This is a genomic window from Rhizobium sp. WYCCWR10014 (assembly GCF_001657485.1).
Classification (GTDB): Bacteria; Pseudomonadota; Alphaproteobacteria; order Rhizobiales; family Rhizobiaceae; genus Rhizobium.
In genome coordinates this window covers 178,786-199,311 of the sequence record NZ_LXFU01000049.1, presented here as the reverse complement: position 1 = coordinate 199,311, position 20,526 = coordinate 178,786, and the positions used below count along the sequence as shown (strand labels likewise).

At 60.2% G+C, this 20,526-nt stretch carries 17 protein-coding genes and 2 tRNA genes; 14 read left to right on the top strand and 5 right to left on the bottom strand.

Annotated elements, in window-relative coordinates:
* Positions 1-474 precede the first annotated feature (474 nt).
* Both A6U98_RS28665 and A6U98_RS36400 read left to right on the top strand, forming a co-directional pair.
* Positions 475-744: an HNH endonuclease gene (locus A6U98_RS28665; protein ID WP_156667902.1), complete on the top strand. Its 270-nt coding sequence runs from the start codon at positions 475-477 to the stop codon at positions 742-744.
* Between the two features lie 224 nt (positions 745-968).
* Positions 969-1,358, top strand: a complete 390-nt coding sequence (locus A6U98_RS36400; protein ID WP_082934003.1) for a BA14K family protein — start codon at positions 969-971, stop codon at positions 1,356-1,358.
* A 613-nt stretch (positions 1,359-1,971) separates the two neighbouring features.
* On the opposite strand, the gene A6U98_RS28660 is transcribed toward A6U98_RS36400, so the two are convergent.
* Positions 1,972-2,046 (bottom strand) — tRNA-Asn (locus A6U98_RS28660).
* Between the two features lie 117 nt (positions 2,047-2,163).
* On the opposite strand from A6U98_RS28660, the gene A6U98_RS28655 reads away from it, so the two are divergent.
* Positions 2,164-2,481 (top strand): hypothetical protein, encoded by a 318-nt coding sequence (locus A6U98_RS28655; protein WP_064654316.1) that lies wholly within the window; start codon positions 2,164-2,166, stop codon positions 2,479-2,481.
* Between the two features lie 96 nt (positions 2,482-2,577).
* Positions 2,578-2,901, top strand: a complete 324-nt coding sequence (locus A6U98_RS36395; RefSeq protein WP_082934001.1) for a hypothetical protein — start codon at positions 2,578-2,580, stop codon at positions 2,899-2,901.
* On the opposite strand, the gene A6U98_RS28645 is transcribed toward A6U98_RS36395, so the two are convergent.
* Positions 2,898-3,236 (bottom strand): KTSC domain-containing protein, encoded by a 339-nt coding sequence (locus A6U98_RS28645; protein ID WP_064654314.1) that lies wholly within the window; start codon positions 3,234-3,236, stop codon positions 2,898-2,900. The two genes, A6U98_RS36395 and A6U98_RS28645, sit on opposite strands and share 4 nt — an antisense overlap.
* 262 nt (positions 3,237-3,498) lie before the next feature.
* On the opposite strand from A6U98_RS28645, the gene A6U98_RS28640 reads away from it, so the two are divergent.
* Positions 3,499-3,572: transfer RNA gene (locus A6U98_RS28640), tRNA-Cys, on the top strand.
* Between the two features lie 71 nt (positions 3,573-3,643).
* Here A6U98_RS28640 and A6U98_RS28635 read toward each other — a convergent pair.
* Positions 3,644-3,946 (bottom strand): hypothetical protein, encoded by a 303-nt coding sequence (locus A6U98_RS28635; protein ID WP_064654313.1) that lies wholly within the window; start codon positions 3,944-3,946, stop codon positions 3,644-3,646.
* 477 nt (positions 3,947-4,423) lie between these two features.
* On the opposite strand from A6U98_RS28635, the gene A6U98_RS28630 reads away from it, so the two are divergent.
* From A6U98_RS28630 to exoR, 6 genes are all read left to right on the top strand, one after another.
* Positions 4,424-5,089: a protein-L-isoaspartate O-methyltransferase gene (locus A6U98_RS28630; RefSeq protein WP_197496453.1), complete on the top strand. Its 666-nt coding sequence runs from the start codon at positions 4,424-4,426 to the stop codon at positions 5,087-5,089.
* A 334-nt stretch (positions 5,090-5,423) separates the two neighbouring features.
* Entirely contained in the window at positions 5,424-6,293 is an 870-nt protein-coding gene (locus A6U98_RS28625; RefSeq protein WP_064654311.1) for a DUF2497 domain-containing protein, read from the top strand.
* Positions 6,294-6,408: 115 nt separating this feature from the next.
* Positions 6,409-9,252: a valine--tRNA ligase gene (locus tag A6U98_RS28620; RefSeq protein WP_064654310.1), complete on the top strand. Its 2,844-nt coding sequence runs from the start codon at positions 6,409-6,411 to the stop codon at positions 9,250-9,252.
* A gap of 398 nt (positions 9,253-9,650) precedes the next feature.
* Positions 9,651-10,931 carry an OmpP1/FadL family transporter gene (locus A6U98_RS28615; protein ID WP_064654309.1) on the top strand — a complete coding sequence of 427 codons (1,281 nt, stop codon included), beginning with the start codon at positions 9,651-9,653 and terminating at the stop codon, positions 10,929-10,931.
* 230 nt (positions 10,932-11,161) lie between these two features.
* A complete protein-coding gene (locus A6U98_RS28610; protein ID WP_064654308.1) occupies positions 11,162-11,632 on the top strand; it encodes a hypothetical protein in 471 nt (156 codons plus the stop codon).
* 19 nt (positions 11,633-11,651) lie between these two features.
* On the top strand, positions 11,652-12,455 hold the full coding sequence (gene exoR, locus A6U98_RS28605; RefSeq protein WP_011651648.1) for an exopolysaccharide production regulator ExoR: 804 nt from the start codon (positions 11,652-11,654) through the stop codon (positions 12,453-12,455).
* Between the two features lie 44 nt (positions 12,456-12,499).
* Here exoR and xth read toward each other — a convergent pair whose 3' ends face one another.
* Both xth and erpA read right to left on the bottom strand, forming a co-directional pair.
* Positions 12,500-13,291 (bottom strand): exodeoxyribonuclease III, encoded by a 792-nt coding sequence (gene xth, locus A6U98_RS28600; RefSeq protein WP_064654307.1) that lies wholly within the window; start codon positions 13,289-13,291, stop codon positions 12,500-12,502.
* Positions 13,292-13,517: 226 nt separating this feature from the next.
* Entirely contained in the window at positions 13,518-13,850 is a 333-nt protein-coding gene (gene erpA / locus A6U98_RS28595) for an iron-sulfur cluster insertion protein ErpA (RefSeq protein WP_029873081.1), read from the bottom strand.
* A 222-nt stretch (positions 13,851-14,072) separates the two neighbouring features.
* Here erpA and A6U98_RS28590 point away from each other — a divergent pair, with 222 nt between their 5' ends.
* The 3 genes from A6U98_RS28590 (at position 14,073) to A6U98_RS28580 (ending at position 20,415) form a co-directional block, all read left to right on the top strand.
* The gene (locus tag A6U98_RS28590; protein ID WP_064654306.1) at positions 14,073-15,290 is read left to right on the top strand and encodes a deoxyguanosinetriphosphate triphosphohydrolase; all 1,218 of its coding nucleotides are present in this window, start codon (positions 14,073-14,075) and stop codon (positions 15,288-15,290) included.
* A gap of 65 nt (positions 15,291-15,355) precedes the next feature.
* Positions 15,356-17,113 (top strand): arginine--tRNA ligase, encoded by a 1,758-nt coding sequence (gene argS, locus A6U98_RS28585; RefSeq protein ID WP_064654305.1) that lies wholly within the window; start codon positions 15,356-15,358, stop codon positions 17,111-17,113.
* Positions 17,114-17,175: 62 nt separating this feature from the next.
* Complete coding sequence (locus tag A6U98_RS28580; RefSeq protein ID WP_245304583.1) at positions 17,176-20,415, top strand: SPOR domain-containing protein; 3,240 nt, start codon at positions 17,176-17,178, stop codon at positions 20,413-20,415.
* Positions 20,416-20,526: the final 111 nt, after the last annotated feature.

Below are 20,526 nucleotides of genomic sequence, written 5' to 3'. Positions count from 1 at the left end.
GCGGTTCATCAGGACAAAGTAAGCCAAGAGGAGGGGGGTGCGGTCTTACATCCATTTCGGAAAAAGATTGACCGTCATCTGTTGCGCGCGGCGTTTCGGGAGCCCATAATTTCAGCGCCTTCCGATGACAGTACGAAACCGGCGTTCTGCAACGACCTATCGAAAAGCTTTATAGACCCTTAGTAGGTTTCCCTCAACGGTCAATTGGCCCGGCTTAGACCGCTTTCGGCTACGTAGCGGGGGCTATCACTGCCCGTTTGATTGCATCGGCGCGGCCATTCATCCTCCAATTGGGGGTCTGTTGATTCGCTCTTCCTGTGAATTGCCCCCCCGGTCGGCGTTCGGAAGAGAAATCTATTACATCCAACTTATAGCTGGTGACATGGCTGGCCGCCCATTCCGCACGATCGAAGGAAGCAGTCTCACCGCCTGCGGGAATCCATATGAAGACCGGAGTGAAGCGAGCTCTGGTTCTTGAGCTATTCAACAAGCAGGGCGGGCGCTGTTGTTACTGACCGCCTCATGGTCATCCTGCCTCGCGGCAAGGATCAGAACCGACTGGACGCCGCAACGCTCGAGCATCTGTTGACCGGTCGCCGCAAGGGCTGGACGAAGCGGGATAACATGGCGGTCGCCTGTCGCGAGTGCAACGGAATGCGCGGATCCGGAATGGACTGGCTGACGTTCAAAACATACCGCCTCGGAGAATTCTGGGAGCTTATTGGCGGAGCCAAAAATTTGTAATCGGCCCACCCTGGCCGATCAGCAGTCAGCCGTTGTCGCCGCATGATGCGGCTGGCCGCCACTAATTACCAAGCCACCACAAGCGCGCCGTCGGCCTCACCAGCCGGCGGCTTCCTCACGTATCGGAACCTTATGTCTCGCGCTGGGTTTCCGTATCTCTAGGAAAGGAATAACCCGTGAAAAAAATTACGAAAATACTCTCCGCCGGTTCGCTTGCGGTGGGTATGAGCTTCACGTCTCTTACGACCGCATTCGCTCTTCCCATCGCAACTCCAAATGTTCCCGTAGCCACCTCGCAGGTGGATCAGGTGCAGTATCGCGGCGATAATCGTGATCTCCGTCGCCATCGCAACGGTTATTACCACGGACAGCGCGGTTACCGGGATCGTCGACCAGGGTATCGCCGGCACTCTGACGGTTACTGGTATCCGCTAGCTGCGTTCGGCGCCGCTGCAATTATCGGGGGAGCACTAGCCAACCAACCCCGCGCCAACTACGGCGGCTCGCGCCACGTACAGTGGTGCGCGGACCGCTACCGATCATACCGCGCTTATGACAATACCTACGTCCCTCGGGCTGGGATGCGTGCGTATTGTAATTCTCCATACAATTGATTGTAGCTCATAAGATCCGCCGGCCTCACCGGCCGGCGTCAGCTTCGCCTCCGGGCGAGGCCTTTTTGTTGTCGGCGACAGCAATGAGAAAGGGTCGGGCGAATGCTCGCGCCGACCCTTCATTGATTGCATCAGCAGGGTGCCAGTACATCCGTGGTCACCAGCAAAAGCCATCTGATAGATTGAATTTATGCGCCTCGTGAATTTTCGCAAGGATTAGGGGGGCTGATTTAGGGCTAGGTGAGGGAGGCGCAATAACCAGGGTACGACGATAAGTACGACACGCGCTCTGAGGCGCTCGATCATCGGAGCGACCGCAAAACCTTCGTGTCGTATTTTTCTTATATCGCCGCGTACACGGCTATTGGTAGCCATAGAAGGTGGGAAAGGCAGTCCGATTGCATGGACCGGCCCGACGCTTTTAACCTTGGCGACAGACAATCCTACAGTGCGATCCGCTATCGGTAGCGGATTTAAGATTCAGAGGAATTAACAGGAAAAACTTGTTGACCCCCAATTTCGAAAAAAATCCAATCTCAAAACCGGGGAGGGAAGTGGAGAAGAAAACGCCTGCTTTCGGATTATCAACGAAACAGGCGATTACTTGAAAAAATGGCTCCCCGGGCCGGATTCGAACCGGCGACCTGTCGATTAACAGTCGAATGCTCTACCGCTGAGCTACCAGGGATCACTGCTTGGCGCGGTGTGAGTGGGCTAATACAAACGCTTTCCCGATTTGCCAAGCGGTTTTTTCAAAAAAACGAAATGAACTTGTATTTGGGATGCCTGCGCCCATCTCTGGGGAATGACAAATGTGAATGATCGTGAGGAGACGAGAGGCGGCGAGAGGCGTAAGGCAGGGGCAGTGCGCTTCGGCATCGATCATGCTAGCGGCAGGCTTGTACTCGGCTCCTTCAGCATCGGCATGCCGCGCTCGCGCATCGCGCGGGTGGCTCTCGGCATGGCTCTCATTTTCTGCGGCGTGCTGGGTTTCCTGCCCATCCTCGGCTTCTGGATGCTGCCGCTCGGCTTCCTCGTGCTCTCCCACGATCTGCCGTTTGCGCGCCGGCTTCGGCGGCGGCTGGCGGTGTGGTGGCACAGGCGGCGAAAGCCGGCTGGCTGATCGGCAAGAAGGGCGTGGAACTGTGGGTCGCTTTTCGCATTCGTGGTTTATGGAATGTAAAACGCAAAATTGCGTCACAATGGTCCAGGTGAGGAAATGAAGGTATCCTTTGTTGTCGTCCTGTCGGCAGCGGCGCTTCTCTCAGGCATTTCCGCCGAGGCCCAAGTAGACAGCGGCGGTTTTGACGCTCGGGGCATCTGTCGCCGTCCCGAAGGCTGCGTCGTCGACCACGGTCAGGGCGGCAGCTACAACGGACCTCGCAACTATCGCAATTTCAACGGCCGGAATGAGCGCGATGGGAGGAACGACCGCGAGCGGGACAATCGCCGCAATCGTCATCAGAACAGAAGCGACAATTTCGACGCTGGAACCAACCGCCTTGTTGCAGGCCCTGAGATGGGGTTGCAAATTCGCGTCTAGTTGGAACTGAGTTCGCTTTCCTCGAAAGTTCCGCCATGGTCCGGATCGAGCCCGGTCGTCATTAGCAGGCTGCAGGCGGCAAAGAGGAGGACGAGTTTCACTGCGTAGGACGCCATGGAGACCGGTTGTCGAGGGCCCGGTGATACGCGAGACGGCGCTATATAGTACTGGTAATAGAAGTATGGATCATCCGTTTCCAGCAGGTTCTGGTGGACGTGCGGCGGAATATCCGCATGTTTTACCGGCGGAGAACCAGGGAACTTTACATGCAGATCCCGGGTTTCGGCGTCGTATGCCGCACGCACGCGCTTCGATTTGAGGGCAGCCCAATCCATCGCAAGCTCCTATACCCTCCCGCGGGCAATTGAGTCCCGGACGGTGATCGAAGTCAAGTCAAGAATTTGTTTCAAATGCCATCATTGGCAGGAAATGGGGCATCGTCACGGCCGCGGAAATTCCAGCCCGCGCCCGCTCCCTTTCGGGATGGAAAAATGGTCGTCTCGGCAACCGCGCAATAGCGTTTTTCCGAAATGCCCTCTTGCGATTTCCTTACGATCATTCTAAACGCTCGCCACGGCTCAGATAACGAGCGCGTGAGGCCTCGTGGCGGAGTGGTGACGCAGAGGACTGCAAATCCTTGTACCCCGGTTCAATTCCGGGCGAGGCCTCCAAACATCTTCCACAAGACATAATCTATGTGAAAGGCTGGTGGCTCAGCGGTGCGGCATTGGCGCTTGCAATGCTACCAGACCCGCTGGCCGGGCGAAAAATCGAACTGTGAAGGATTGATTCCCGTGAGGCGGTAGAGCGCACTCAGGCCGCCCTTGCGGATTTCCGCCTGATATTCCACATCGCTCAATTCAGGCCCCTCATCGATGTCGGGACCGGCGCCGAGCAGCCGCCGCATGCCTTGCGGTGAAATGCGAGTGAAGCTGCGAATGTCGCCGCTGCTGTATTTGATCAGCAGCAGGTGGGCATCGGCAGTGTAGTGAAGCGCTTCTATGCCGCGCGATTGGATCAGGAAGGTTTGCATGCGCACACCCATAGCGGAAGGCGAGGGCGCAGCAACAAAATGGTTGACGTAACGTCAATGCGCGTGCGGCTGTCGGGGCTGGATTTCAAAGCAAACGAAAGAATGTCGACCTGCGCCGGGCATGATTGCCGCCAGCGCCACGCAGAGTGTCTCTAAGCGCGTTTCGACGCTTTATCGCTTCCAAGTCGTTTCGCCGTCCAGTAGCCCGCAGCAGAATATGCCGACGAGCGCTGCGACGATGAAGAAATCGAACAGCGTGAAATACTCGAAAATCGCAGACATGGCCTGCTCCTCCTATTTCCTCCGCTGCAGATCATAACATGAAGGGCTAAAAGATTCCACGCGGGAGTTGCAGCGTCCATCCTGCCCCTGTGGCGCGGAAGAGGCGCCTGCCGGATTCTTTTCGCCGGCGTCTGCCAAGCCTTGAAAGCATCGGTGGCGGGGATTAAGAGACGAGGGACAGGAACCGCTTTTCAAGAGCGAGAGGACATGATGGATTTCGAAGCAGCGCGCGTAAAGATGGTCGATACCCAGGTTCGCACGACGGACGTTACCTCGCATTCCGTGCTGACCGCGTTTCTCACGGTGCCGCGTGAGGCTTTCGTGCCGGAGAAGGCGAAGCTGCTGGCCTATATCGACAACGACGTCGAGATCTCCGCAGCCGCACCGGGAAAGCCGGCCCGCTTCCTTATGGAAGCGTCGCCGCTTGCCAAGCTGCTGCAGCTGGCTGCGATTACCAAAGACGACTTCGTGCTCGAGGTCGGCTGCGGTACGGGTTACACCTCGGCGCTGCTGTCGATCGTTGCCGGCTCCGTCATCGCGCTCGAGTGCGACGAGACGCTGGCCGCTGAAGCGAAGGCGCAGCTTGCCGGCTACGCCAAGGTCGAGGTCGTGACCGGCCCGCTCGAACAGGGCTACGCTGCCGGCGCTCCCTATGATCTGATCTTCATCAACGGCGCAGTCGAAGAGGTTCCGGCGGCCCTTCTCGGTCAATTGCGCGATGGTGGTCGCCTGATCACCGTCGAAGGTTACGGCAATGCCGCCCGTGCCAAGGTCTTCGTCGCCGAGCGCGGCGCCATTTCGGAAAACGTCTTCTTCAATGCCTCGGTCAAGCCGCTGCCGGGTTTCACCAAGGCACGCGAATTCGTTTTCTGACATCGTTCTTGTCGATGACATTCAGCAACGGGCGCCATTGGCGCCCGTTTTTTGTCAACGCCGCTGGAAAGCCTTCACAAACATCATCTAGCCTGACGTCGCCACGCCAGACCGGATGGATTTGATGCGACCTCAACTTTCTGTTTCTGCATGTTTCCGCCGCAAAATCGCGACAGGCTTTGCGCGTGGCTAACATCAGGTAACAAAACTGTGCATGGCCGCATTCATTTGATTCGCGATGATTTTTTTCACGCCTGGGGTATTCTAAGGTCGTGGTGATTCGGATGAATGCTCCACACCATCCGGTCGTTGTTTTGGGATAACGGGGATAGAAATGGCTCAGCCAAGTGTAGCGCGTGAACCGTCCATGGAAGAAATTCTGGCCTCCATCCGCCAGATCATCGAAAGCAATGAGCCCGGCGCCGGCAAGGCGATTTCCGCATCCCTGCCGCCGGTCTACGGCGCCGACGAGGATGACAACGGCTCCGAAATACATTTGACGGTCGACGACACCTATACCGGCGTGGAATTCCCCGAACCGGTAATGCGCTCCTCCGATCCGCGTTTCGTCGCCGCCAATTCGGCCGGCACAGCTCCCGAAGCAGAAGTTCCGGCGCGCGCTCTGTCGCTTGCCGATGTCGCCGCCCGTGTGCGCGCCGCCTCCGAGCGCAGCGCCGTGCAGGCCGGTCAGGCCCTGCGTGAAATTCCGAGCGGCTTCCGTCAGCCCGAACCGCAGCCGGCCGTGATGCCGGAGCCGCCGCGCGCCGCGGCACCGCAGCCGCAGCCGCCACAGCCTGTTTTCCCGGATGCCGCGGCGTCCATTCAGCATGTTGCGATCCAGCAGCCGGCCGAGCCGGTGTTCGCGGAAACGCAAAGAGCTGCCGTCGCCGAGCCTGCGCCTGCCGTCGAAACAGCGCTGCCGGCTATGGAACCCACTCAGTCGTCGACCGAGCGGTTCCTGCCGAGCGTTATGGACGAGGTCCAGCCGACGCTGCTTTCGGAGGATGCCGGCCTGCAGATCAGCCGCTCTTTCGAGGAGCTCGCCGCGGCAATCGACGGCGCGGAGCGCCGGTCGCTGGACGAGATCGCAGAGGACATGCTGCGCCCGATGCTGCGCGAATGGCTTGATGATAATCTGCCGACACTGGTCGAGCGGTTGGTGCGCGAGGAAATCGAGCGCGTGGCGCGCGGCCCGCGCCGCTGATCGGATTGCTTTTTCCTGAAAAGCCGCTCCGGTCTCCGGGGCGGCTTTTTTATTGACTTGGCCGTGACCATCCTATTTACAAACGCCACCCTCGAACCTCGAAATTGGTCAGAAAATGCTCGACAAGACCTATGATTCCGCCGCCGTCGAACCGAAAATCGCCGCGATATGGGACGAGGCGGATGCCTTCCGTGCCGGCGCGAACGCCAGGCCCGGGGCCGAGACCTTTACCATCGTGATCCCGCCGCCGAACGTCACCGGTTCGCTGCACATGGGCCATGCGCTCAACAACACGCTGCAGGACATACTGGTCCGCTTCGAGCGCATGCGCGGCAAGGATGTGCTCTGGCAGCCGGGCATGGATCACGCCGGCATCGCCACGCAGATGGTCGTCGAACGCAAGCTGATGGAGCAGCAACTGCCGGGCCGCCGCGACATGGGCCGAGAAGCTTTCATCGACAAGGTCTGGGAATGGAAGGGCGAATCGGGCGGCCTGATCTTCAACCAGCTGAAGCGTCTGGGTGCATCATGCGACTGGTCGCGTGAACGCTTCACCATGGACGAAGGCCTATCGAAGGCCGTTCTCGAAGTTTTCGTCACGCTCTACAAAGAAGGGCTGATCTACAAGGACAAGCGCCTCGTCAACTGGGATCCGAAGCTGCTGACGGCGATCTCCGACCTTGAAGTCGAACAGCACGAGATCAAGGGTAATCTCTGGCATCTTCGTTATCCGCTCGAGCCGGGTGTCACCTACCAGTACCCGATCGCTTTCGACGAGGAAGGCAAGCCGACCGAATGGGAAACGCGCGACTATCTGGTCGTTGCCACCACGCGTCCGGAAACGATGCTGGGTGATACAGGTGTTGCCGTCAATCCGGAGGACGAGCGTTACAAGTTGATCATCGGCAAGCATGTCATCCTGCCGATCGTCGGCCGCCGCATTCCGGTCGTTGCTGACAGCTACGCCGATCCGACGGCAGGTACCGGTGCCGTCAAGATCACGCCGGCGCATGACTTCAACGACTTTGACGTCGGCAAGCGGGCTGGCCTGCGCTCAATCAACATCCTGAATATCGACGGCACGATCACCATCAAGGACAATGAGGATTTCCTCGAAGGTCTCGATAATCCGGCGGCGCTGCATGGTGCCTGGGACCGCCTGGAAGGGCAGGACCGCTTCTATGCGCGCAAGGTCATCGTCGAGATTTTCGAAGAGGCCGGCCTTCTCGACAAGATCGAACCGCACAAGCACATGGTTCCGCACGGCGACCGCGGCGGCGTGCCGATCGAACCGCGGCTGACCGAACAATGGTATGTCGACGCCAAGACGCTCGCCGAGCCGGCGATCGCTTCGGTCCGTGAAGGCCGCACGAGGATGGTGCCGAAGAGCTGGGATAAGACCTATTACGAATGGATGGAAAACATCCAGCCCTGGTGTGTTTCCCGTCAGCTCTGGTGGGGCCACCAGATTCCCGCCTGGTACGGCCCGGACGGCCAGGTCTTCGTCGAAAAGACCGAGGAAGAAGCGCTGCAGGCGGCGATCCAGCATTATCTCTCGCATGAGGGGCCGATGAAGGCCTATGTCGAGGACCTGCTCGAAAACTTCAAGCCGGGCGAGATCCTGACGCGTGACGAGGACGTGCTCGACACCTGGTTCTCCTCAGCACTCTGGCCCTTCTCGACGCTCGGCTGGCCGGACGAGACGCCGGAGCTGGCACGTTATTACCCGACCAACGTCCTTGTCACCGGCTTCGACATCATCTTCTTCTGGGTTGCCCGCATGATGATGATGGGCCTGCACTTCATGAAGGACGAGGATGGCGAACCTGTCGAGCCCTTCCAGACCGTCTATGTTCACGCGCTGGTGCGCGACAAGAACGGGCAGAAGATGTCGAAGTCGAAGGGCAACGTCATCGACCCCTTGGAACTGATCGACGAATACGGCGCCGACGCGCTGCGGTTCACCCTGGCGATCATGGCGGCGCAGGGCCGCGACGTGAAGCTCGATCCGGCCCGCATCGCCGGCTACCGCAATTTCGGCACCAAGCTCTGGAACGCCACACGCTTCGCCGAGATGAACGGCGCCAAGAGCGACCCGCATTTCGTGCCCGAGGCCGCCGAACTCACCATCAATCGCTGGATCCTGACGGAACTTGCCCTTACGGAACGTGACGTTACGGAAGCCATCGAAGCCTTCCGCTTCAACGATGCTGCCGGCGCGCTCTACCGCTTCGTCTGGAACGAGGTCTGCGACTGGTATCTCGAACTGTTGAAGCCGGTCTTCAATGGTGAGGACGAGGGCGCCAAGGCCGAAGCCCAGGCCTGCAGCGCTTATATTCTCGAAGAGATCTACAAGCTGCTGCATCCCTTCATGCCCTTCATGACCGAAGAGCTTTGGGCCCATACGGCAGGCGAAGGCAAAGAGCGCGACACATTGGTCTGCCACGCCGAATGGCCGGCGCCGTCCTATGCCGATGACGGGGCCGCCGACGAGATCAACTGGCTGATCGACCTGGTTTCCGGTATTCGCTCGGTGCGCGCTGAAATGAATGTGCCGCCATCGGCGACGGCCCCGCTCGTCGTCGTCAAGGCCAACAATCTGACGCGTGAACGGCTGTTCCGCCACGACGCCGCCATCAAGCGCCTTGCGCGCGTCGAGGCGATATCGCTGGCTGACGATGCGCCCAAGGGTGCCGCTCAGATCGTCATCGCCGAGGCCACCATCTGCCTGCCGCTCGGCAAGCTGATCGACCTTTCCGCCGAAAAGGCACGTCTCGAAAAGGCGATTGCCAAGATGGAGGGCGAGATCTCCCGCATCGACGGCAAGCTCTCCAACGAGAAGTTCGTCGCCAATGCCAATCCCGAAGTGGTCGAGGCCGAGCGTGATCGCCTCGAGGAACTGAAGGGTCAGATCGCGAGCCTGAGGATCGCTCTTTCCAGGGTGAGCGAAGCCGGGTAAGTTTCACCGGCCCATTTTGGTAAGTTATTTCAAAGACGCGCCCTCTGCCGGCGCGTCTTTTGTCGTTCTGGGCACATGCGATTCGGTCCTGAAAACGGCTGGTTTCAGGCGCGGAGCCTGTGGATTGTGGCTGAATGGGCATCCAGTGGGCGAAAACTACCACTGTTGTTGGATTGATACAGCTTCTGCAATGTTTGGAATGAAAACCCAAAAGCCCACCTGAAAGTCGATAAGCCTGGAATATAATTTTATTAACCAGGTTTTTTGACGTGTCCGTCAATTTCTTTACGTAAATTGACAGTCGCAATGGTTAGAGGCGCTGCCGTGGGGCGCGTTGCCATTTCCGGCGAACACTTACACTGTGTCGTCACATCAACTGCTGTAGTGGGGGAGACACAATGGCATCGCGTATGTTTTCCAAGGGCGTAACGTCGCTCGTTCTTTTTTCGTCGCTTGCATCGCCGTCCTTCGCCGGCGGCCTGGAGCGTGGCGGCTATAACATCGATCAGCTGTTCGATACGTCGCCTTTCTCGTTTCAATCGGGCGTCACCTACGTCACGCCGCAGCGCAAGCTGAAAGACGTCCGTGACACGGATACGTCGACAGCTCCTGGCGGTGGCAATCTGAACAGCCGTCCAAACACCGCTGACGATACCTCAAATTACGCCATCCCTTATATCGGCTTTAAGGCTGGTTTTGGCGATGCAATCGACTGCCTGGTCGACTATTCAGAGCCCTTCGGCGGGCATACCGCCCCCGGTCTGAACTGGGCCGGTGCCAACAATAACATTGAGACAGAGATCAAAACCCGCAACTATGGCGGCACCTGCTCCTATCGTTTTGATGTCGGCCCGGGGCAGCTTCGCGTCATCGGCGGCGCTTTCTATCAGGAAGTCGAAGGCTTCAAGGAACGTCTGGTTTCAACCGTTCCGCTTCTGGTCGGTACCGGCAACGGCGTCGGCCGCCTCGATCTCGAAGATAGTGGCTGGGGCTGGCGCGCCGGTCTCGCCTACGAGATTCCCGAATATGCAATGCGAGCGAGCCTCGTCTATAACAGCCGCGTAAAATACGACAATCTGACCGGTACGGTGGATCTGACGCAGGTGACTGCACCGTTTGCGCCGCTGAATGGCGCTCCCTATGGAAGGGTCACGGACGTCTTCGGCTCTGCCGAAGCGCCGGATTCGCTTGAGCTTAAGTTGCAAAGCGGTATCGCTCCGGATTGGCTCGCCTTCGGATCGGTTAAGTGGACCAACTGGAGTGTCCTGCAGTCCGTGCCTTTCTGCCCAAAGTCGACCAAGGGCTTAGTCGCCTGTACCTCCGGCGGTGCGACGGAGTTGACGTCGCTCGACCTTCTTTACCAGGACGGTTGGACGATCTCCGGTGGTGTTGGCCACAAATTCAACGAACAGTGGGCAGGTGCAGTCAGCCTCACCTGGGATCGCGGCACCAGCCAGGGCTATGGCGCGCAGACCGATAGCTGGACGCTGGGTCTCGGTGCAGCCTTCACGCCGACCGAACATATCGAATGGCGCGTTGCCGGTGCGGTGGGCGTGTTGACGAGCGGTTCGTCCGGCGTTGTGACCCAGAATGGGGTCACGTATGGAGATGATGTCTCCTACTCCTTTGACAACGATCTGGTCGCTGCGCTGTCGACGAGCCTAAAGATCAAGTTCTAATTCTCCCATTTGAAGAATTGAGGAGCCCGGCACTGCCGGGCTCTTCTTTATTTGCGCCCGTTAATCATGCCATTTCCCGGTCCCGATTTGTGACGATTCAGCAACACATTTTTACGACGTTTGGCGTATGGTGATGGTGAGGCCAATTTGTCCATTTCCCGCCACAAAGAGGGCGCAGCGCTATTTGCGGGCGAGGTGATGGCAGGCATACGGTGCGTGTAAATAGTAGTATGGGTCGATTTTTTTCCGGTAACATCAGGTCGTACGGCGCGATTGGCGACAATCGTTTGATTGCGGTCGTTTCGCTTTCCGAACAAGGCTGTTCCAGCCGCCGATCCGGCCTCGCAATGCGGTCGTCGACTTATTCATTGTCGTTATTTTCGACCCGCTCACCTGAGCAGCCCGGCTTTGCCGGAAATGTCGATACTGGTTTCGTCACATTTACTGTTTACGAATGCGATAGAGGCGGGAAGGCGGATGCCGCACCTGCCGAAAGAGTGCCACGGAGATTGCAGTCGGGCCATGCCGGGAGCCGGGTGGTTCTGAAGGATGTGCTGAGAATACCGCCTTTGAGAAAAGGCCAGTGGGCTGGATGCGACGCGGGCAAAGGAGCCATGGAGCTCGCCGCGGGATCGCTCGCCTCGAAGGAATACATCCGCGGGATGCACGGCATGAGCGCCGTTGCCGCCTGCCTGGGATGAACGAAAGAAATCGGTTGAAATGGTGACGTCCGAGTTCAAACTGTTCAAATTCATGCTGATGGGCATGTCTATAGCCGTAGCGCTGGCGCTGTCCGGTCCGTGCCGCGCATTCGACATCAAAGGTGGCGTCAGCAAGGAATCCGGACCCTTCGATCTCTTCAAGTTCGGCTTCAAGGCCTATAAGAACGGCCAGAAGGAAGAGGCGGTCGAAGCCTACAAATACGCTGCCGAAAAGGGGCACACCGGCTCGCGCTGGGCGCTTGCCAATATGTATGCCGATGGCGACGGTGTCACGCAGGATGATTTCGAAGCCTTCAAGATCTACAGCGAGATCGCCCAGCAGGGCGTCGAACCCGGTTCGGAAGACACGGGCTTCTTCGTCAACGCGCTGCTCTCGCTCGCCAGTTACTACAGGCACGGCATTGCCGGCAGTCCGGTCAGGATCGACCTCAGCCAGGCGCGCCAGCTTTATTTTCAGGTGGCCTCCACCTTTGGCGTTCCCGAGGCGCAGTTCCAACTGGCGCAGATGATGCTGGCCGGCGAGGGCGGCAATGCCAGCCCGCAGCAGGCGAAGAAATGGCTGAACCAGGCCCGCAAGAGCGGCCATCCCGGCGCCATGGCGGTCTTCGGCAATATCCTGTTCGACGAAGGCCAGACGGCCCGCGGTCTGGCGCTGATGACGGCAGCGCTCGACCGCTGCAAGCCCAAGGACTGCGGCTGGATGGAAGCGCTGCAGGAGCAGGCCTTCTCGGTTGCCAACGAGGCCGACCGCCGCACGGCGGTATCGCTGTCGCACACCATCGCGAGCGGTACCGACGACTAAGCGCCCACGTTTATTCGGAGGCGTGAAGCTGTCGGCGGAAAGCCTCAGCTCACGAAATCGAAATAGGCGATGACAGGCACGTGGTCGGACGGCTTTTCCCAGGCCCGCACATGTTTTTCGATCGCAGCCGACGTCATCCGGTCGGCAGCTTCCGGCGACAGCAGCAGATGGTCGATGCGGATGCCGTTGTTCTTCGGCCAGGCGCCGGCCTGATAATCCCAGAAGGAATAGAACTGCGTCGCATCCGTCGTCGCGCGCACAGCATCCGTCAGGCCGAGATTTTCGAGCCTGCGGAACGCCTCCCGTGTCTGCGGCAGAAACAGTGCATCGTTTTCCCAGACCCTGGGATCGAAGCAGTCGTGCGGTTCCGGGATGACGTTGTAATCGCCGGCAAGGATCAGCATCTCCTCATAGGCCAGCCGTTCGGCGGCGAACGTCTGCAGGCGCTCCATCCAGGCGAGCTTGTAGGGATATTTCTCCGTTTCGACAGGATTGCCATTGGGCAGGTAGATGCAGCAGACGCGCAGGATTCTCGAGTCGGACAGGGTGAACGCCGCTTCGAGGAAACGCGCCTGTTCGTCCAGCGGATCGCCGGGCAGACCGCGGTTCACTTCGAAAGGTGAATTCTTGGAGAGGATCGCGACGCCATTGAAGCCCTTCTGGCCGTGCGTCTCGACATGATAGCCGAGCGCCTCGATCTCCAGCCGCGGGAAACCTTCGTCGACCGTCTTGATCTCCTGCAGGCAGACGATATCCGGATCGGAATCCTTCAGCCACTGCGTGAGATTGTCGATGCGCGCCTTGACGCCGTTGATGTTCCAGGTCGCGATCTTCATGGCTCTGTCCCGTTCCGTATAATGCATGTCGCCCAGAAGTGTGCAGCGGGTCTGGGAGACGACAGGCATAAAAACAAAGAGCTAAAGCGCACCGCATGAATCACTGTCGATCCGGCGCGCTTTAGTGCGCTTCTTTTATCGCGGTCTTTCGCCGCCGGACAAGACGATAAACCGGCCGGAAGGAATTCTTCGGCCGGTTTGATGGTGAGTATGTGCGTCTAGACGTTCAGATCGAGAAACTGGTGCCGCAACCGCAGCTTGCCACCGCATTCGGGTTCTTGATCTGGAAGGACTGGCCAAGCAGATTGTCGACGAAGTCGATCTCCGAGCCCGCCATATAGACAAGCGAAAGGCTGTCGATCAGCACCTTGGCATCGTTCTTTTCGACGATGATGTCGTCGTCGTCAGCGCTGTCGGCAAGATCGAACTTGTAGGAAAAGCCCGAACAGCCGCCGCCTTCGACGGAAACGCGCAAGGCGCTCTTGCCGGCTTCGGCGCCGACGATCGTAGCGATACGCTTTGCCGCGGCATCTGAAAGGGTTACACTCGTATCCGTCATGTTTCCTCCTGCCGGGGTCAAGATCCGGAGAGAATGGGTTTTGGCACTTGAATGTTCAAATGCCTGATATCAAAGAAACTTACCATGATATCTGCGAAAAGGCGATGAAGCGCCGAAGCGGTTAAGAAAGTGCCTCTTTGCCGTTTCATCAGGCTATAGGTATGAAGAGCGTTAGGCGGCGTCAATGGGCAGATGCGGCAACATGCAGGATGATGGTGAAGAATGACGATCGATACGCGTGCTTTGGGTTTCGGCAGCAGTGAGAGGGCGGTTTATGCGGCCGACCCCTGGACGACGCGCGGGCGGCTCTATCCGGAGGACGAAAGCCCGACGCGCTCCGATTTCCAGCGCGACCGCGACCGCATCGTCCACACCACCGCCTTCCGCCGGCTGAAGCACAAGACCCAGGTCTTCATCGCCCAGGATGGCGATCATTACCGCACCCGGCTGACGCATACGATCGAGGTGGCGCAGATCGCCCGCGCGCTTGCCCGCGCCCTGAAGCTCGACGAGGATCTGGCCGAAGGCGTGGCGCTCGTGCATGATTTCGGCCATACGCCGTTCGGTCATACCGGCGAGGACGCGTTGCACGAGGTGCTGCTGCCCTATGGCGGCTTTGACCACAATGCCCAATCGCTGCGCATCGTGACCAAACTGGAGAGGCGTTATGCCGAATTCGACGGCATCAACCTGACCTGGGAAAGCCTCGAAGGTCTCGTCAAGCACAATGGCCCGCTTCTGACGGCTGATGGAGTAGGCACCCGCGGTCCCGTTCCGCAGCCGATCCTCGATTATTGCGAGCTGCACGATCTCGAGCTTGCGACCTATGCCAGCCTTGAGGCCCAGATGGCGGCGATCGCCGACGACATCGCCTATAATACCCACGATATCGACGATGGCCTGCGCTCCGGGTACCTGACTTTCGACATGCTGGAGGAAATCCCGTTTCTTGCCGGGCTGATGGCCGAGGTGCGGGCGCGATATCCGCATCTGGAGCCGAGCCGTTTCACCCATGAGATCATGCGCCGCCAGATTACCCGCATGGTCGAAGACGTGATTGGTGTGGCACAGCAGCGCCTGTCGCTCCTCCGCCCTGAGAATGCGGCCGACATCCGCGCTGCCGACCGGGTTATTGCCACCTTTTCCGAGGGGATGGCCGAGACCGACAGGCAGATCAAGGCCATGCTCTTCAAGCGCATCTACCGCAATCCCGATATCATGCGCATCCGAGCCGGTGCCGCCCAGATCGTCACCGATCTCTTTGCCGCCTACATGGCCAATCCCAAGGAGATGCAGAGCCACTACTGGGTCGATCATATCGCCGGTCTGTCGGATGCGCCGAAGGCCCGCCATGTCGGCGATTATCTCGCCGGCATGACCGATACCTATGCGATCAGCGCCCACAGGCGGCTGTTTGACCACACTCCGGATTTGCGATAGGCAGCGGTCGCCCACGCTGAGGGCCGATTTGAGCCTTTGGCACAGCCTATGCATGGAAGAGTGCGATGAACCTTTTTACCGACTTCGAAGCCAGGATCAAAACCGCCCTTGAACAGATCGATCTGGTCAGGGAAAAGCGATCCGAGCTCGATTTCGGCCGCATCACCGTCGAGCCGCCGCGTGACGCGAGCCATGGCGATGTCGCGACCAATGCCGCAATGGTGCTGGCAAAACCGCTCGGAACCAATCCGCGCGCGCTGGCCGACGTCATCATCGCCAAGCTCAAGGAGGATGCCGACGTCGCCGATGTCTCGGTCGCGGGTCCGGGCTTCATCAACATCCGTCTCGCCGTCGGCTACTGGCAGCGGCTGCTCGCCTCGATGATCGGCGCCGGTACCGATTACGGCCGCTCGACGCTCGGAGAGGGCAAGAAGGTCAATGTCGAATATGTCTCGGCCAATCCGACCGGCCCGATGCATGTCGGCCATTGCCGTGGCGCCGTCGTCGGCGACGCGCTCGCCAACCTGCTCGCTTTTGCGGGTTACGGCGTCGAGAAGGAATATTACATCAACGATGCCGGCTCGCAGATCGACGTGCTCGCCCGTTCCGTCTTCCTGCGCTATCGCGAAGCGCTCGGCGAAAAGATCGGCGAAATCCCCTCGGGTCTCTATCCCGGCGACTATCTCGTGCCTGTCGGCCAGTCGCTTGCCGCCGATTACGGCGTGCGGCTGCACAATATGCCGGAAGACCAATGGATGCCGATTGTCAAGGATCGCACGATCGATGCGATGATGGTGATGATCCGCGACGATCTGGCGGCGCTGAACGTCCATCACGACGTCTTCTTCTCCGAACGCACCTTGCATGCCAATGGTGCGGCCGCGATCCGCACGGCGATCAACGACTTGACCTTCAAAGGCTATGTCTACAAGGGCACGCTGCCGCCGCCGAAGGGCCAGCTTCCCGAGGATTGGGAAGATCGCGAACAGACACTGTTCCGTTCGACCGAGGTGGGCGACGATATCGACCGGCCGCTGATCAAGTCGGACGGCTCCTACACCTATTTCGCTGCCGACGTCGCCTACTTCAAGAACAAGTTCGACCGTGGTTTCGACGAGATGATCTACGTGCTTGGCGCCGACCACGGCGGCTACGTCAAGCGCCTGGAAGCGGTTGCACGCGGTGTTTCGGATGGTAAGGCGAAGCTGACGGTGCTGCTCTGCCAGCTCGTCAAGCTCTATCGCAACGGCGAGCCGGTGAAGATGTCGAAACGCTCGGGCGATTTCGTCACGCTTCGGGACGTCGTCGAAGAAGTCGGTCGTGATTCGGTCCGGTTTATGATGCTTTACCGCAAGAATTCCGAACCGCTCGACTTCGATTTCGCCAAAGTGACGGAACAATCGAAAGATAATCCAGTTTTTTACGTGCAGTATGCGCATGCCCGCTGCATGTCGGTCTTCCGGCAGGCGAGGGAGGCTTTTCCCGACCTCGACGTTTCGCCCGAGAATCTCGCGAAAACCGTTGCAGGCATTGGCGATCCGGCCGAATTGCAGCTCGTCGCCAAGCTTGCTGAATTCCCCCGTATCGTCGAGGCGGCGGCCCAGTCGCAGGAGCCGCATCGCGTCGCTTTTTACCTCTACGACGTCGCAAGTTCGTTCCACGCGCACTGGAACAAAGGTAAAGATCAGCCGGAATTACGATTTGTTAATGATAAAAACCGAGAATCAAGTATTGCCAGACTTGGGCTGGTGTACGCCGTCGCGTCGGTTTTGAAGTCGGGACTCGCCATTACAGGCACTGCCGCACCGGACGAAATGCGATAACGTCACCATTTCCCCACAATGCGCTGGCATTTGAGCGTTGGCGTTTGCGAGTGGGAATAGGCATGGCTGATAAACAACTTGCGTATGATACGCGCGGAAAAAACGATCTGTTTGCCGACGATGATCCGTTGGCCGAATTGGCCCGGATCGTTGGCTTCGAGCCGCGTGTTGCTGCGAATACGGTGACGGAGACCGCACGCCGCGAGCCCGCCCTCGATCTCGAGGACGAACTTGGGCGCGAGTTCGACCGCTACGATTCGCCACGTCCGCTTGCAGAGCTCGACCGGCCCGCCGAACCGATCTCTGACGACCTCGCGCCTGAAGATTACGTCGAGCCCGTTCTCGATGCTTCTCCGGCTGCCGAACACGCCGAAGTTCCCGAGCCGGTTTCGGTTTCCGTCGCCGCCGTTGAGGCTGAAGAAGCTTTGCCCACCGCGGGGAATGGGGACGCAGCTGCCGCCGACTGGGCGGAGCAGCTTTCTCCCGAGCCCGACGCGTCGGTGCAATCGGCTTTCGGCGGTGCGCGCGACCTGATCGAGGAGCTTGAGTTGTCGATCGGCGCAGCACCCGTCTCTTCGCTGGCGCAGCCCACCAAGGCGCCGCAATGGTCGGCTGCCAGCATCAGGCTGCCGCTTGCCAATTTCCATGCCCCGAGGCGCGAGGAACCGGTTGTTTTGCCGGAGCCTGTGGCCGAGACGGTCGCCGTACCGGTTGCTGAAGCGCCATCCGCCGATCTTCCTGTGGTCGAGGCTCAATCTGTCGCCGAGCCGCCAGCGCTTGTCGCCGCTGTCGAGCCTTCCGAGGAATTCGAATCCGCTTCTCCGTCACTTGGCTTTCCCGCCGAGCTCGATCGCCATGATGAGGTGATCGCGCCGGAAGAGACCGCCGAGGCCGAAGAATTCGTCGAAGTCGAGGAAGAGCTGGAGGATTTCGGGTCCGACGCCGGTTTCGATCTCGCTGCCGCCATCGAAGGCGAGATCCAGGCCGATGCCGCGCTGACCGAGGTCGTGCCGGATGTTCCGCACACCGCCGGCACATTCGATCTCGACGATCTGCTCGCCGACGTCTCGCGTTATCCGGTGCCGCAACGTGCCAATCAGGCGCCCGTCTCGCCGCAGCCCGCATCGATCGAGGCAGCGCCCGTTCCGGCCGCCCCCATGGTCGCCGCACTTGTTCAGTCCGAGGTGATCGCGCCCGCACCGCTCGCCGCAGCACCCGTCCGGTCTGCTCCGGTCGAGCCGGCCCCGGTCTATGCTGTCGAAGCCGCAAGACCGATCGCGCCGCAGCTTGCCGAGGTCGTTACGCCTCAGCCTGCCGCAGCGGCATATTCGCCGACGCCGCAGCCGGCCCCGGAAGCCGACGACCCCTTCGCCGGCCATGATTTCGAGCTGGATCTTGCCGGTATCGAGCTGGAACTCACCGATCTCGATTTCTCCGAGCCGTCCGAGCCAGCACCGCAGCCTGAGCCGCCAGCCCCTGCGCCCCAGCAGGTCGCTGCCGTCGCTCCTCGGCCCGCTCCGGTTTTTGCTCCTGAACCGCCGGCTCCTGCTTTTGAGCAGGCTGCTGCCGCTCCTGCACGGTCCGCTCCGGCCTTTGTTCCCGAGCCGCAGGCTCAAGCTCCGGCTCCGGCTTTCAACTGGACGCCTGCCTCCGACTCGACCGAAGACCTGCCATTCGATCCGGCGATGATCTCCGATCCGGAGGATCGTCCCGAGGCCGTCGACGACATGCACGTGCCGGCGCTGCCGCCGGTCGAGCAGCCTGCGCCGGTCGCGAAATCTGCGGATTTCGATTTCGATCTCGACGCCGAGATCGCCAGCTTCTTTGAACCGGCCAAACCGCGGCAAACGCCGACGCCGGTCCGGGATACGGCCGCCGCTGCTGCAAAGCCGGTCAAGCCCACCATCGCCGATGGCCTCGATGATTTCGAACGGGCGCTGGAGGAAGATTTCCGCCGCAGCGTGCGCGAACCGGTCGAGCGCCGCGAGACCTCTGAGGTCCGCATCGAATCGGCAAGCCAGGCCGCCGATTTCAGCCGCGCTCGGTCGATGCGCCAGCTGCTTGCCGGGGCCGTCGTGCTCGTGGTCTTTGCCGGCGTCGGTTATGGCGTCTATTCCTCCGTCTGGAACGGCGAGGGGCTCGGCATTGTCGCGTCCGGCGAGCCGCGCGTGATCACCGCCGACAAGGAGCCGGTCAAGGTCGTTCCAGAAAATCCTGGCGGCAAGACCGTGCCGAACCAGGATAAGGCCGTCTACGACCGCGTTGCGGGTTCTGCCGAAGAGCCGAAGCAGAAGGCGCTCGTTTCTTCCGATGAGGCGCCTGTCGATGTCGTCCAGCGCACGCTGACACCGGAATCGCTGCCCGAGGACGACGAGAACGCCAGCGTCGACGATCAGGTCACGCCGACTGCGGTCGGTGAGACGGAGGATCCGCGTCTGCTGCCGAACCAGGACAACGCCGATAACGCTTCGGCAACCGACACCGACAAGACGCCGTCCGTTTCGCCGCGCAAGGTCCGCACGATGATCGTCAAGCCTGACGGTACGTTGGTCGCCCGCGAAGAATCAGCGGCCGTCGACGAGCCGACGCCGTCTGCCCAGGCGACACAGTCTGCCCGGGCGACGCCGTCTGCCCAGCCGATGGCGCCGGCTCAGCCGCCGTTGACGGCTCCGTCGACCCCCTCCGCGCAATCGACCCCGCCTGTACCTCCCGTCGGTGGAACGGCCGCAAGCTTCCCGGCAAGCGCCGAGGTTGCTTCCGCCGATGCGCGTTCTGCAGCGCCCGTCGAAACCGCGCCCGCACAGCCGCCGCTCGCCGGCAGTGCCGACGCGCAGGCCGCAAATCCCGCCCCGGTCGCTCCGCCGGTGCGCCCCGTCAAGACCTCGGCGATTGGCGATACCGCTCCCATTCCGACCGCCCGTCCGGCCGACCAGCCCGTCAACGTCGTCGGCACAGTGACCGAGAAGGGCAATGTCCGCCCGACCGCACAGCAGCCGAAGACGACGGAGGTCGCAGCCGCTGCACCAGTCGCCGCAAAGCCGCAGCAGCCCGCATCCGCCGGCGGCTACGGCATCCAGATCGCCTCGCTGCCTTCGGAAGACGAGGCGACCAAATCCTATGCCAACCTGTCGAAGAAATTCGCCGGCGTGCTCGGCGGCCGCAGCCACGAGATCCGCAAGGCCGATATCGCCGGCAAGGGTACTTTCTACCGTGTCCGCATACCGGCCGGTTCCAAGGATGAGGCCGCAGCACTCTGCGAACAGTATCGCGCGGCGGGTGGAAGCTGCCTGATCTCCAGGTAAGATCGCGTCTTTGAATAATAAGAGCGGCGGGCCGGATCGGTCCGCCGCTCTTTTTTGTGCATCAGGCCCGACCTTGCTCGCATCTGGCCGGGCTCCGCCCTAAGATTCTGA